Genomic DNA, 14,060 nt, shown 5'->3' with positions numbered 1-14,060 from the left:
GATCTCAATCGGTCAATCTTATTATTTATTCCACAACAGCAAGAATATCATTCTGCTTTACAACCGTATACTTGTGACCGTCGATCTCAACCTCGGAACCGGCATACTTGGAGAAAATAACATGCTGACCTTCCTTGACCTGCATCTTGATCTCCTTGCCGTCAACTACTCCGCCCGGACCTACGGCAACAACAACTGCCTGACCCGGCTTCTCCTTATCATCCTGACCTGGCAGCACGATACCGCTGGCTGTAGTCTCCTCCATCTTTTCCTTCTCCAGAACGACTCTGTCAAATAATGGAACTAACTTCATGATTGAGAACCTCCTCAAACTATTTTCTTATGAAATAAAGCTCTTAAGGGTCATGCATGAGAGGCTTGACAGAAATTCAAATATAATCTCCTGCTGCCATCTCGTACCCTGAAGCTTGCTTTTTTCCGAACAGTTTGTATTATAGCGCGGGCTATTAGCAACGTCAAGCGTTGAGTGCTAACTATTTATAAAATTCACATATTCTTCACAAATCCAGGATTTTAATTTGCACCAAAAAATTCATCCGAAACGAAGCATGGTCGATCCGCTTCGGATGAATTTCTTATCCAGCTTTTTTTGCTGTCCTGAATGTCAAGGAAGGAAATGCCAAAGAAAGATTACACCGCGAGGACACTTGCGCAGAGATATGCCTTCCGGTTCTGCCACTCGGCGACCTTCCGGAACTGAAGCCGCCCGCGGATGCCTGCATTCACAAAATCACAGATAGAGGCTTTGTCTGCGTCCGCCTTATAGATGGCATCCCGGACCATCCCGTAATAGCTGCTCTTTTTATCATTGTGAATGCCGTCGAGTTCCGATAAATCCCCGATGCCGATGCTATGGAGATAGCTTCGGAACGCATCATTGGCATAGATCGTATGCTGATGTCCATCTACATATTCAAAGATGGCGATTGGAATGTTACTTTCCGCCTTGACAGAAGTAAACTCCATCGGATGTGCGGAGAGGAAATTAACGCGGCCGATCTGGTCATAAAAGATCCGGTCACCGGTACTTTCCAGGATGAAGCCCTTCTGCTGTAACGTATCATAACACTCCTCAAACGGCAGAGGCTTTGAGAGTAAATAGCCTTGCACTCTTTCGCAGCCAATGGTACGGAGGAAATCATACTGTTCTCTGGTTTCCACACCCTCCGCAAGCGTACTGATCCCCAGATTTTTAGCCATATTGACGATGGATGCGAGAATCATCGGCGTTTTTGCATTCTCCTTATGTAAAAACTGCATATCCATCTTCAGCACATCAAAGTCAAAGGTCTGCAAGGTATTAAGCGAACTATAGCCGCTTCCAAAATCATCCATCCAGACATGATACCCATCCCGATGAAATCTTGCGATATGCTCACGCATCTCCTCTTCACTGCCAAACAACACAGACTCGGTAATCTCAATATGGATAAGCTCATGTGGGATACCGTATCGCGCAAGGATGGCGTTGATCTTGTCATGGAGATTCTCTACCTCAAAATCCAGTCTTGAGAGATTACAGGATACAGGAAACAGCTTTGCTCCGCACTGCTGCCGCTCGCTCAGCATCCGGCAAATGCTGTCGAGCATATGCATATCCAGCTCATGGATCAGATGATTCTCTTCCAGCACCGGGATAAATGCTGCCGGTGTCATAAAACCATAGGTCGGATCCTCCCAGCGGGCGAGTGCCTCAAAGCCGATGATTTTGCCGCTCAAAGTCCTCCCAATCGGCTGATACCAGGTTCGGATCCAGCCTTTTTGGATTGCTTCATTGATATGTGCGCAGAGATACGAGGACAGGGAGAGCTCTGCTTCCATGCTTTTTGTAAAGCTCCTATAGTATCTATGGAAATCTCCCGATGCCTTCTCTCCGGCAATCTTGGCGCGGTCGCAGACAATCACCGGTTTGGCATCCTCGTGATGGACATGATAGATGCCCGCACAGATTTCCACCTGCATGTTCTCTCGTAAATAGTCGTGCAGTCTTCTGATCCCGGAAACTGTGTCCTCCGGACTGGAAATCACATAAAACTGATCCGCGCTGAAACGGCTTGCATACTGTCCTGGAAATACCTTATGAATTTCCTTTGCCATAGACCTGAGAAATGCGTCTCCCGCAGTATGTCCATGGTCACGGTTATAAAGCTTGAAATTTACAACATCGATATAGATGAGATCAAAGCCGGCATCTGACTTCCAGCTTTTTTCACCTTCCGTCAGACGTCCGAGCGTCGTAAGAAACCGTTTCATGCCAAAAAGTCCGGTCAGTCGGTCAATATTGCGGCTTGCGTCCCGAATCTTGACATCCATAATGTAAACTGCAAAAATCTCTCCGAGCTCCGGGTCCACAATGTAGCGTCCATGGTCCTCGATTTTACGTACATGCCCCCGTGCGGTCACAATATGGTACTCCAGCATGTCAAAATGATCCGATCCGCTGTTGATCTGCTCCCATATCTGCGTCTCACTCTCCTGAAGCTCCTCCGGATCCACCATGTACCGGAAACTTCCACGGACATACCTTTTAAACTCCGCATAGCTGTCACACTCATAAATGGCAAGCATCTGACGGTTTGCAAAAAGGATCTCCTCATCTCCCCGAGCTCGGTAAATAAAAAAGCCTCCCGGAATCCAGTCAGCAAGCTTCTGATATTTAAGTAATGCCTGCTGTTCCTGTTCCGTCAGGCTATCTGCAATATACTGATCACGGATGATCTCTCCCGCGATCCGGGCATGCTCTGTCTTCATTTCCCTTGGTGCCATGTTTACTTCCTTCTGCCTATGCCATACCCAGTGTGCGCTAACCAAATGGATCCTCACTGAACTGATCTATGCGTTTTTCAGTCCATAGGCCTTATTATATGGCAGAGACAGAATTAGTTCAAATCCTTTTACAAATTAAGGAGACATTGTAAGCTATATTTAAGATTTTTCTTCCGACATCCTTGACATCCACTGATTTCCGGTTTATCCATGAAACCGGAAATCAGTGCAGAGCGCCTCCTGCATCTTCGGTATCTACGGCATCAGCTGCGCCGGCCGCCTTCGCCTCCGGCTCCTCGGCATCTGTTTCCGGAAGCTCGCCAATCGCCTCGAGATACCTTGAGGACTGCCGTCTCAATCTTTCGATCATCGGCTTCAGCGTATCCACAAGATAATCTGCATCCTCAATGCTCAGATCCGGATCAATCGAGAGCCGGATACTGCCCAGCGCATCCTCCCTGGAAACTCCCAGCGCCAGCAGCACATGGCTTGGCTCCAGCGACCCGCTTGCACAGGCAGAGCCCGCGCTTGCATAAATCTTTTTTTCATTCATAAGCAGAAGCAACGTCTCCGCCTCAATATACTGAAACGTAATATTGATGTTGTTGGAAAGCCGGTCCACAGGATCGCCATTGAGCCAGGCAAACTTTACTCCTCTCGTAAGCCGCGCGATAAGATGGTCCCGCACCTGCTGCTCGCGAATGTTTCTTGCCCGCAGAGATGCGCACGCGGTCTCGGCGGCTTTTGCAAAGCCTACGATGCCGGCAACATTTTCCGTACCTGCACGGAAGCCCCGCTCTTGCGCGCCACCATGCATAAAGCTTTTTAAATTGACACCCCGCCGCATATAGAGGAAGCCCACGCCCTTGGGACCATTCAGCTTATGCGCACTGGCGGACATTAAGTCAATGTTCATCTCACTCACCTGGATCGGGATATGTCCATACGCCTGCACCGCATCTGTATGAAACAGGATACCATGATCATGTGCGACTCTGCCGATCTCCGTCACCGGCTCCAGCGTCCCGATCTCATTGTTTGCCATCATCACACTGATCAGGATCGTGTCCGGGCGGATCGCGGCTTCCACATCCCGTGGATCGACATGTCCCTTGCTGTCCACATCCAGATACGTGATGTCAAAGCCAAGGCTCTCGAGATATTTGCACGTCTGGAGAATTGCATGATGCTCAATCTTATCGGTAATCAGATGCCCATTTACAATCGCGTCAGGATCCCTCTGGATCGCTTCATGCAGAAGCCGCTGCCTTCCGCTCACCATTGCACTGACCAGCGCCCAGTTATCTGACTCCGTACCTCCACTTGTAAAATAGATCTCCTGCGGTTTCGCTCCAATGGTTTCTGCAATCGTCCGACGGCTTTCCTCCAACGCCTGTTTGGCTCTCTGTCCCAAGGTATAGATCGTGGATGCATTGCCAAAATCCTCTGTGAGGTACGGTATCATCGCCTCCAGCGCTTCCTTTGAGAGCGGTGTGGTCGCCGCATGATCAAGATAATAATATGCCTTCTTTTGATATACTTTTCTCGTTAACATGCCGATCCTCTCCGGGCTCTGCTGCCCTTCTTATACACCTCTGCATTTTGCCTATTATAGTTAATTTCCCGGAGCAAGGCAACAACCACGCTATACTTACAGTGCCTCCGCCAGTATATCCTTAATATCCTCCGCCGGAATCACAAATTCCTGCGTACCCATATACATCGGTGCTACCTCACCCTCCTGGAATACAATCACAAGGTGATTATCTTTATTGATGTAGAACTGCTGGTCCGCCTTGATCTCCTGGAAGTTGGCATCCGGGATGTCCGGGTCATTAATAAAATAGCTCTTGCTGTCGTCCTGCTCCATCTGCTCCTTCATCTGACGGATAATCTCTGCACTGATCACCTGCTGATAATCCGCACCATCTTTAAAAAGATCCTTGAGCATCACCTTCTCCCCATCTCTCTTACGGATGACATAATACCGGTTCTCCTGATACCCATCTGCCTGAGAAACGAAGGCTGAGAGACGGATCGCATACCAGCGTTCACTATCTGTAACAACATCCGTGGATACCGTAAGATCGCCATAGCCATCCTGTTGAAGGGATGCCTTAAAATCGGTGATCAGCTGATCGGTTGTACTCTGAATCTGCTGGTTGATCTCCCCTGCACTCTTTGCCGCCTGGGACTGAATCGCCGCATCCGTAACTGCCGGATCTACCAAAATACCGGACACCTTGACATCCGCGCTGTGTCTGGCATCCTCATACTGATAATTACGGAAGGTAACCAGCCGGAAATATGCTCCCAGCACCGGAAGCTTCTGCATGGCATATGCTGCCTCCGGGGATACATTCGGGATGAGAATGCTTACCGCAATCACTGCTGCCGCAACCTTGCCAAGCATGGATCCAAAGCGGTGGCTATGCCTGCGGCTCTCCAGCGAAATGGTTTCCGCTTTTGATTCACCGGCTCCGCTCCGTCTTGCAGTTATTGCTTCTCTCGCGGCAGCGGCATTTGCAAGATAATCCGGTCTGATCCCCTCCATGGCATCCAGCAGCTGGTCCTCCGGGGAGTGTGGCGCCAAGTGCTGTGCATTTTGCTTAGCTCCAAAGGATCCAGTCGTTTCTTCTATATTATGGTTTCTCTGATCTGAAATGTTTTTCATAATGTTCTCCTTTATATAAACGGTATCTCTAATCTTTACGTACGTTCTCAATCCTTAAACAGGTCCTCTTTGATCAGCCGCTCCTTAAGCTTCAGCCTTAAACGGTACAATGTAACCTTGACCTTTGCCCGACTGATCCCCTCACGCCGCGCAATCTCCTCTTCGGAGTCCAGGAAAAAGTACCGGTAAATAAACAGGTTGCGCTGCGCCTCGGATAACGTCCCCAGGAAGGCATTGATGGCATCCTGAAGCGCTGCTGCATTGACCGCCTCTCCAACGTTGTCTTTTGCGAATGCCGCGGAATCCGAAAGCTCCTCGAGCGCCATACGCACATTGTCTCCGCCACGCTTCTCCGCATGGTTTGCGCGGTAACGGCTGATAGAAATATTCCGGGTAAGACAGCCAAGATATATTTTAAGATTGTCCGGACGCTTCGGCGGTATGGTATTCCAGGCACGAAGCCATGTGTCATTGATGCTTTCCTCCACATCCTCCGGATTATGCAGGATGTTCCGGGCAATGGAACCAAGATATGTTGTATATTGACGCTGCAAGCTCTGGATGACCGATTCCTTACGGTCAAAAAGATCCTGCAGGATCGTTTCCTGTGTTTCCTGTGTATATTCAGGCATAATTTTTGCTCCTCGTCTTTCTTAATGTTGCAGATCTGCAAGAGGCATAGGCTATGGCAAGCTCTCGCCCGCCTCTATTATAATAGACGCAGTAAATACGGATCCGGTTACATAAATAAGAAACTTAAAGTTGCTTATTTTATTGTTAACAGGAGGTATCCAAATGGATGTAAACATTGCTGACGCAAAAACCGAGCCGCCCAACTGAAATCAGCTGAGCGGCTCGGCTCTTTACTACATAAGATTATAATATGAACATTAACAATTGATCATCTCACAAGGCATGGCTTCTTATGATCATACGTCCAGCCGGGGATCAGATACTGCATTGCCTTTGCGTCATCACGGTCATGGGATGGCAGACTCTGATACAGCTTGTTTGCCTCCATGACTCTCTCCATATTGAGATGCACACCCAGACCCGGTGCATCCGGTACCTGCAGCTTACCATTGACAATCTGCGGTGTATCATACAGAAGATTCTGTCCATCCTGCCAGATCCAGTGTGTATCCAGCGGTGCCGGAGTGCCGACAGCAGCAGCGCCGACCTGTGCAAACGCAGCGAGCGTAATATCAAAGTGATTGTTGGAATGCACACCCCAGGTAAGACCCCAGGAAGTGAGAAGCTGTGACATCCGGATTGCTCCGTCAAAGCCCCAGAAATGCGGATCCGCAAGGATGATATCGCAGGCATTGAGGCTAATCGTATGATAGAACTGTCTCCAATCGGTAGCAATCATGTTGGTGGCTACCTGGAACTGCGTTGCATTCTTGAACTCACGCATGATTTCACGTCCGGAATATCCTGCCTCCGGACCGCACGGATCCTCCATATAGGTGATCACATCATGCATGTCCTTGCAAAGATCAATGGCTTCCTTCAAGCTCCATGCGCCATTCGGGTCAATGTTGATTCTTGCATCCGGGAAACGCTTCTTGAGCGCACGCAGCGCATCCATCTCATCACTTCCGGCAAGGACGCCACCCTTAAGCTTAAAGTTCTTAAAGCCATATTTCTCTGTAAGAGCTTCTGCTTCCTCAACAATCCGCTCCGGAGTCAGAATCTCCTCCCGTCTCAGACGGAACCATGGATCGGTGCTCTTACTCTCATCAAGGTACTGCATCTCTCCCGCCGGAACCTTATTCTTATCCGAAACATAGAAAAGATATCCCAGAACCTCAACTTCCTTCCGCTGCTGTCCCTCACCCAGCAGATCACACATCGGTACATTCAGGAACTGACCCATAAGGTCCAGCATGGCACACTCGATTGCCCACTCACTCTTTACGACAAACTTAAGCTTGGAGATGTCCAGCGTCTGAATGCCCTCTCCATCATCGCCTGCCGCAGGGCTCGAGAGCTTGTGGATTTTCTGCAGAATCTGACGATATTTCGAAATCGGCTGCCCCTCCACGAGCGGCTTTACGGCATTCAGACATGCACAGGTATAGTCTCCGCCATGGATTTCTCCGATGCCCTGGTGTCCTGCACTGTCCTCCAGCACAACCAGGTTTCTGGTAAACGCCGGTGCATGGCATCCGGAAAGTGTCATAAGCATACTGTCATATCCGGCAACCGGAATGACAGTCATTTTGGTAATTACAGGTGTGTCTGCCATGATTTTGTACCTCTCCCCCTGGATCGTTAGATCCTGATCTATGTAATATATGGCAAAAAGCGAACCGCAGACCGTCCCGCCTGCGGCTCGCCACTGTTTCAGTAAGTACTCGCAATACGCAAGCTTAATATAAAATATAAATGAATAAGTAATGTAGATAAAAAGCTATACAAGCAAAGCAGATTAACGAACCATGCAAGGACGCTTGTTATCAAACTTCCATCCCGGAATCAGGTACTGCATACCGATGGCATCATCACGGGCACCAAGGCAGTTCTCTACATAAAGCTTGTTAGCCTTGAGTACCTGCTCACGGTCAACCTCAACACCAAGACCGACCATCTTGTCGATGTCGTTAATGCAGCCGCCTACGATCTGCATCGGATTCTTGGTAAGACGGTTTCTGCCCTCCTGCCAGATCCAGTGGGTATCAATACCATTCATTCTGCCCGGGATTGCTGCAGCGCACTGTGCAACCATCGCAAGAGAAATATCAAAGTGGTTGTTGGAGTGGCAGCCCCACATAAGACCGAAATCATTGCAAAGCTGACCAACTCTTACAGAACCTTCCATCGTCCAGAAGTGCGGATCTGCCAGAGGAATATCTACAGCCTTAAGCTCGATGCAGTGACGCATCTGTCTCCAGTCTGTATCAATCATATTGGTTGCGGTAAACATACCGGACTCCTGACGGAACTCAGCCATAACCTCACGACCGGAGAAGCCGTTTTCCGCGCCACACGGATCCTCAACATACGCAAGGATCTCCTTGAGCTTCGGAGCAATCTCCAAAGACTTCTTAAGAGACCAGCAGCCATTCGGATCCAGGTCAACTCTTGCATTCGGGAATGCCTTCTTGATGGCAGCAACCGCCTTCACTTCCTCTTCCGGCTCCAGCACGCCGCCCTTAAGCTTAAAGTCCTCGAAGCCATACTTCTCGTGAGTTGCCTTGGCAAGTGCAACGATATGCTCCGGATCCATAGCCTCCTCATTACGAAGTCTGTACCACTCGTCGTCGGAATCCGACTCATCCATGTACGGAAGATCTGTCTTCTTGCGGTCTCCTACATAGAAAAGATAGGACAGGAATCTTACGGAATTTCTCTGAAGTCCGTCACCCATGAGAGATGCAGCCGGAACCTCCAGGAACTTACCCATAAGGTCAAGCAGCGGAGCCTCAATGGCAGTAACAACATGCACACCGGTACGGAGATCAAAGGTCTGGAGACCTCTCACATCATCCTTTACATTTTCATTGAGCCACTCTCTTACTCTGTTCAGTGTATTTTTGTAATCAGAAATCCTGGTTCCGATAACAAGCGGCTTTACTGACTCCAGTGCGGAAGTGATCTTCTGTCCTCCCGGCACCTCACCAACACCCTCAACACCATTGGAATCCGTCAGGATCACGATATTTCTGGTAAAGTATGGCGCATGCGCACCGGAAAGGTTAAGCTCCATGGAATCATAACCGGCAACTGGGAATACTTCCATCTTTTCTACTACTGGAATCATTGTATTATCTCCTTTTCTGAAATGTCCGGACAAGCGATCCTGATGTAAGCACCACTCTTCCGTAGTAAATAAAACCTTATGATTTATAAAATCAGCGCCAAACCTGTAGCTGAAATTAACATATGAAGAAAAATGAATTAATAAACAATATAGGTAAAAATCAAAAACAGAAATAAAAATCTGGTCGCAAGCTGCAAACACAATTATCCAAGCAGAAACTCCGTGAGCTCCAGTACATGTCCAAGCTCCGGATAAGGATTGGCGAGCAGCCGGTTCCGGTCCACCTGATCCCGTACGGAAAACGCGCTTCCCAGGAAACGGTTGCGAATGTAAACATCCATAACATCTCCCCGGACGCTGATTCCAAGCTTTCCCGGTGTATACTCATTAAGAGTCTGTACCTTACGGAAAAATGCAGTAGACGGAAGCTTTGCGGTATCTCCGGCATTTAAAGCATTCATAGTATCGCCGGAAGTTGTATAGATATGCAGTGTATCCGGGAAATGATCCGGACCGGCAGTCTCGATAAGCTTCTGTCCGTCATAAAAGCCTGCTCTCAGAGACTCCGGAAAGAGCTGATCCTCCGAGATTCTGAAATTATATCCGGTAGATTTGGGAAGCTTTACGTGGATCCAGTTTCCGGTATTGACCTCTGCGGCAACTCCGCTCTCAGCCTTATGCTCCACAAGCGAAATATCTCCGGAAACAACCTGCATTTTATCTTTGGTTCCCGAAATGGTCTTAAAAACACTGATGGTTTTATCGACGGATGGGATGAGACCTGCTGCCAGAACTTCTTTCTTATCAAGAGAAGTGCCCTTTTCCTCGATATGATCCGCGGAAATCTGCGGCATAACCGTAAGCTCGAGATTGACATCCTCGCATTCCCGTAGATAGCGCTTCTGCGCCTTACGCAGGATAAAAATCTGGTACAGGATTGCAATGAGCAGAAGCACTGTAACCAGCATGAATTTTTTGGTAAACGTTGCAGCAAGTACAAGCACCAGCAGCGCGATCATGATGTATGCCATAAGGTGCAGCTTTTTGTTTTCCTGCTGTAGCTCTGTCACATATGCATCTGCAGTCTTCCGCTTTGCCACTTTCTTTACCCCTTTCTGCTCAAGGCTTTCATTCTGTATACAATTCTTATAAATTCTTATAGATAAGTACCATATATATTCATTTTATATAGGTTTTTAAAGATGAACCCTAAAAGGATCATAGATCGCGGTATGACATATGCATAGAGTGCATTGTCCTCACTTTAAATTAAGACCGTGCTTCAATGCATGAGGAGGATACATCATCCCTTGTCTCTATGCGCGAGGGGGATAAAATATGTCATGCCGTCATCTCTGACTCTTTTTTTCTTTACTAAATCATATCCGCCTACGTAAGCTATGGATCTTCCATGCCGGTCCGGAGCTTGATCTCCGGACCCCTGTGCATGTTGTGCTTCATGGAAAGATCCTGCATGTGAATGCTTCGTGCCCGTTGCGGCTCCCTGCATTCACATGCGTTTAAAGCTTTGGTTTTGTATAATGATATGAAATGTGGATAACGTCTTAAATGTATCGATTACTTCTCATTACTGCTCAACAGAAGAAGCAATTTCCTCAAAGGTTGCAAGATATCCCTTATCATTTTCTACAGAATCAGCTGCGGAAAGATAGTACGGATTGATCTCCATGTTCTTAAGGTCTTCCTGGCACTTCTCGTTGGAAAGCACAGCCTTGGTTGTATTCTCATACCATGCAATGATGGAATCATCGGTATCCTTCGGGAAATAGAAGGAGTAGTCCAGATCCGGGAATACCATATCAATGCCCTGCTCCTTAAGAGTTGGAACATCCGGCATAAGCTTGGATCTCTCAGCAGTCGGGATACCTACGCAGAGGAACTGACCTGCATCAATGTAATCCTTGGTATTTACAAATGCGCCCGGCATCATGTCAACCTGACCGGAAAGCATTGCGGTAACCTTATCGGAGTTGGAGCCTACATCTACGAGGTCAAGATCAATACCGGCAAGCTTCTCAAACTCAAGGAACTCATAGTAGGTATATGCACCAACCTCTGTACATGCCTTAAGCTTGCCAGGATTCTCCTTAGCTGCTTTGATAAATGCATCCAGGCTGTCATACTTGTCCGGATTTACATAAAGGCCCTGTGCATCGTTCTTGGCAAATGTTGGTCCAAGGGTAAATGCAGTGTAATCATAATCTGTGATACCGGCAACCTTTGCAACGTTGACCAGGTTGTGACCATACAGTACGGTCTGTCCGTCATTGGCTGCGGAAAGTACCTGGTTAGCAGCAACAGATCCGGATGCACCGTTAGCGTTTACAACAACAAAGTCAACACCGGTTGCTTCCTTGGCATACTGTGCAAAGATACGTGCGGAAAGGTCGGTATCTCCGCCTGCGCCTGCCGGAAGTACGAGGGATACAGGTCCTGATGGCTTCCAGTCGGTTGCAGTTGTCTCGGAAATATCATCTCCGCCGACTGCGCCTGAAGCTTCGGAAGCTCCCTTGCTCTCTGCTGCTGCAGTGCTCTCTGCCTTGGCTTGGGCACTGGTCTCCTCTTTAGCTGCTGCGGTTGTCTCGGCTGCTGCTGAGCTTCCGGCAGCTGCTGTCGTGCTCGTTGTGCTGGAGGATCCGCATGCTGCAAGGCTTAATGCCATGCCTCCGGCAAGGACTGCTGATAAGATCTGCTTTTTCATAATTCTTTCTCCTTTTATACGGGCAATGCCCGGATGAAGGCAGAGATTCACTCTCCGCCGGTTTCATATTGTTGGAAATTTCATTTCATCTTACTCATCGACTTTCTTACCGCCGTGCTTGATCTCCTTAACTGCAGACCATACAAGCACTGCACATGCGATGAAGAAGAATACGTCAAAGATCGGATGTGTAAAGAATGCGCCGAAGCTCTTGTAGCTCATGATACCACGACGCAGATACGTCTCTGTCATGGAGCCAACCAGGAAGCAAAGTACAAACGGAGTAGTCGGCAGGTTAAACTTATGATAAACGTATCCGACAACACCAAAGACGATGATGGACTGTACATCAAATACCCGGTTGTTGGTTGCATACGCACCAACAGCACAAAGTACAAGGATCAGAGGCATCAGGATATGCTTTGGAACCTTCAGTACCTGTACAAAGCCCTTGATACAGGTCCACTCAACAATCAGCATGATCAGGTCGCAGACCATACATGCGGCAAAGATACCGTAAACGACATCTGCATTTTTTACAAAGAGCAGTGGTCCTGCGGAGAGTCCGTGGATCAGGAAGCCTCCAAGCATCATAGCGGTAACACCGTCGCCCGGGATACCAAGTACCAGAAGAGGAATCATGGCACCACCAATGGTCGCGTTATTGGCTGTCTCTGTCGCAACGATACCTTCCGGATCACCCTTACCAAAGGTTTCCGGATGCTTTGACATGTTCTTGGCAGTTACATAGGCAAGCATACCGGATGTAGATCCGCCGATACCTGGCAGGATACCGATACCGGTTCCGATCAGAGCCGCTCTCAGTGCGCCTGGAAGCCAGGAAACAAATTCCTTCATGGTGAAGCCGAAGCCCTTAACCTTGCTTACCGGGATCGTCTTGGCGCCTTTGGCATTCATCTCCTCTGCTGACTTAAGGATATCCGCAACGGCAAAAATTCCGATCAGTGTTGTCAGCTGATTAAACCCGGCAAGGAGCTGCTGGTTTCCAAAGGTAAATCTCGGGGTACCATCAATCGGAGCCATACCGACAAAGCAGAACACCAGTCCAAAAAGTCCGGCAAGGAGACCCTTGATCATATTTCCTGAGGAAAGGATTGCCACCATGGTAAGCGCAAAGAAGCAGATACCAAAGTTCTCAACCGGCGTAAACTTAAGGGCAATGTCCGCAAGCATCGGCGCAAAGAATGACAGGATAAAGAAGGAAAACAGGGAGCCAAGGAACGAGAACACAATACCGGTTCCCAAAGCCTTCATGGCCTCACCCTTCTGTGCCATCGGATAACCATCAAAGGTTGTCGCAATGGAGGATGCCGTACCAGGCATATTGAGCAGGATTGCGGAAATCAGTCCTCCGGAAATACCACCGATATATACAGCAACAAGAGTGTTCATACCGAGGGAGGCATCCATACTGAATGTCAACGGCAGCATCAGTGCCACAGCCATGGAAGCGGAAAGTCCCGGGATAGATCCAAATACGATACCGATCGCAACACCTGCTACCATAAAGAGCAGAGACATCGGCTGGCATACGGAAATAAATCCGGCGCCTAACTGAGATAATGCGTTCATTTATTTCCTCCTTATTTATAGTGCAAAGATTCCTGCCGGAAGTACGATCTTAAAGCCATAACGGAACAGGAAATATACAACAATGGTAAACACGACATCGATAATGAGATATGAAACAATGTCTTTTTTTGTCCGGTTGGCATCCGGTGCCAGAATATAGATCTGCACAATCAGGTAGACCAGTGTACTAATGATAAATCCGACCGGCTCCAGGATATTGACATAGATAATTGCCGCCAGCAGGCTTCCAAGTACTCTCTTATAATCGGATGTGTCCTTGTAACCGGAGGCATCAACCTCTGCTGCATGCTTCTTAAAATTCTTGACTGTCCAGAACAGAAGCAAAAGTGCCAGCACCAGAATAACGGTTCCGACAACTCTCGGCATGAAATCCGGTCCGATCTCCATAACCTTGGATTTTGGAAGCATGCCTGCGCCGACAATCAGAGCAATGCCCAGTGCCGCGTAAAAAATGCCGACCACCAGGTCGCCATATTTCTTAAAGAACATACCGTTCC

11 protein-coding genes are annotated in these 14,060 nt (G+C 48.3%); all 11 read right to left on the bottom strand.

The genetic code is table 11. The features are described from left to right. Positions 1 to 25: 25 nt before the first annotated feature. Positions 26 to 313, bottom strand: coding sequence for a co-chaperone GroES (locus ACTNEN_RS06830; RefSeq protein ID WP_441205334.1), 288 nt, complete (start codon positions 311 to 313; stop codon positions 26 to 28). A 338-nt stretch (positions 314 to 651) separates the two neighbouring features. Next, on the bottom strand, positions 652 to 2,787 hold the full coding sequence (locus ACTNEN_RS06825; RefSeq protein ID WP_441205333.1) for a putative bifunctional diguanylate cyclase/phosphodiesterase: 2,136 nt from the start codon (positions 2,785 to 2,787) through the stop codon (positions 652 to 654). 223 nt (positions 2,788 to 3,010) lie between these two features. Beyond that, complete coding sequence (locus ACTNEN_RS06820) at positions 3,011 to 4,342, bottom strand: cysteine desulfurase family protein (RefSeq protein ID WP_441205332.1); 1,332 nt, start codon at positions 4,340 to 4,342, stop codon at positions 3,011 to 3,013. Between the two features lie 96 nt (positions 4,343 to 4,438). After that, complete coding sequence (locus tag ACTNEN_RS06815) at positions 4,439 to 5,461, bottom strand: RsiV family protein (RefSeq protein WP_441205331.1); 1,023 nt, start codon at positions 5,459 to 5,461, stop codon at positions 4,439 to 4,441. A 47-nt stretch (positions 5,462 to 5,508) separates the two neighbouring features. After that, entirely contained in the window at positions 5,509 to 6,093 is a 585-nt protein-coding gene (locus tag ACTNEN_RS06810; RefSeq protein WP_441205329.1) for an RNA polymerase sigma factor, read from the bottom strand. A 269-nt stretch (positions 6,094 to 6,362) separates the two neighbouring features. Further along, positions 6,363 to 7,712 carry an enolase C-terminal domain-like protein gene (locus ACTNEN_RS06805; protein ID WP_441205328.1) on the bottom strand — a complete coding sequence of 450 codons (1,350 nt, stop codon included), beginning with the start codon at positions 7,710 to 7,712 and terminating at the stop codon, positions 6,363 to 6,365. 183 nt (positions 7,713 to 7,895) lie between these two features. Next, on the bottom strand, positions 7,896 to 9,227 hold the full coding sequence (locus ACTNEN_RS06800; protein WP_441205327.1) for an enolase C-terminal domain-like protein: 1,332 nt from the start codon (positions 9,225 to 9,227) through the stop codon (positions 7,896 to 7,898). Positions 9,228 to 9,430: 203 nt separating this feature from the next. Then, the gene (locus tag ACTNEN_RS06795) at positions 9,431 to 10,327 is read right to left on the bottom strand and encodes a hypothetical protein (RefSeq protein ID WP_441205325.1); all 897 of its coding nucleotides are present in this window, start codon (positions 10,325 to 10,327) and stop codon (positions 9,431 to 9,433) included. Between the two features lie 488 nt (positions 10,328 to 10,815). After that, positions 10,816 to 11,949: a tripartite tricarboxylate transporter substrate binding protein gene (locus ACTNEN_RS06790; RefSeq protein WP_441205323.1), complete on the bottom strand. Its 1,134-nt coding sequence runs from the start codon at positions 11,947 to 11,949 to the stop codon at positions 10,816 to 10,818. Positions 11,950 to 12,039: 90 nt separating this feature from the next. Beyond that, entirely contained in the window at positions 12,040 to 13,542 is a 1,503-nt protein-coding gene (locus tag ACTNEN_RS06785) for a tripartite tricarboxylate transporter permease (RefSeq protein ID WP_441205321.1), read from the bottom strand. A gap of 15 nt (positions 13,543 to 13,557) precedes the next feature. Then, entirely contained in the window at positions 13,558 to 14,052 is a 495-nt protein-coding gene (locus ACTNEN_RS06780; RefSeq protein ID WP_441205320.1) for a tripartite tricarboxylate transporter TctB family protein, read from the bottom strand. Positions 14,053 to 14,060 lie beyond the last annotated feature (8 nt).

Source organism: Oribacterium sp. HCP28S3_H8 (assembly GCF_052064775.1).
Lineage (GTDB): Bacteria > Bacillota > Clostridia > Lachnospirales > Lachnospiraceae > Oribacterium.
Note: the sequence above shows the minus strand (reverse complement) of the source record. Positions and strands in the feature narration are given on the sequence as shown.

Coding starts and splice junctions, on each gene's coding strand:
- ACTNEN_RS06830 (WP_441205334.1), bottom strand. CDS start 313: ATGAAGTTAGTTCCATTATTTGACAGAGTCGTTCTGGAGAAGGAAAAG.
- ACTNEN_RS06825 (WP_441205333.1), bottom strand. CDS start 2,787: ATGGCACCAAGGGAAATGAAGACAGAGCATGCCCGGATCGCGGGAGAG.
- ACTNEN_RS06820 (WP_441205332.1), bottom strand. CDS start 4,342: ATGTTAACGAGAAAAGTATATCAAAAGAAGGCATATTATTATCTTGAT.
- ACTNEN_RS06815 (WP_441205331.1), bottom strand. CDS start 5,461: ATGAAAAACATTTCAGATCAGAGAAACCATAATATAGAAGAAACGACT.
- ACTNEN_RS06810 (WP_441205329.1), bottom strand. CDS start 6,093: ATGCCTGAATATACACAGGAAACACAGGAAACGATCCTGCAGGATCTT.
- ACTNEN_RS06805 (WP_441205328.1), bottom strand. CDS start 7,712: ATGGCAGACACACCTGTAATTACCAAAATGACTGTCATTCCGGTTGCC.
- ACTNEN_RS06800 (WP_441205327.1), bottom strand. CDS start 9,227: ATGATTCCAGTAGTAGAAAAGATGGAAGTATTCCCAGTTGCCGGTTAT.
- ACTNEN_RS06790 (WP_441205323.1), bottom strand. CDS start 11,949: ATGAAAAAGCAGATCTTATCAGCAGTCCTTGCCGGAGGCATGGCATTA.
- ACTNEN_RS06785 (WP_441205321.1), bottom strand. CDS start 13,542: ATGAACGCATTATCTCAGTTAGGCGCCGGATTTATTTCCGTATGCCAG.
- ACTNEN_RS06780 (WP_441205320.1), bottom strand. CDS start 14,052: ATGTTCTTTAAGAAATATGGCGACCTGGTGGTCGGCATTTTTTACGCG.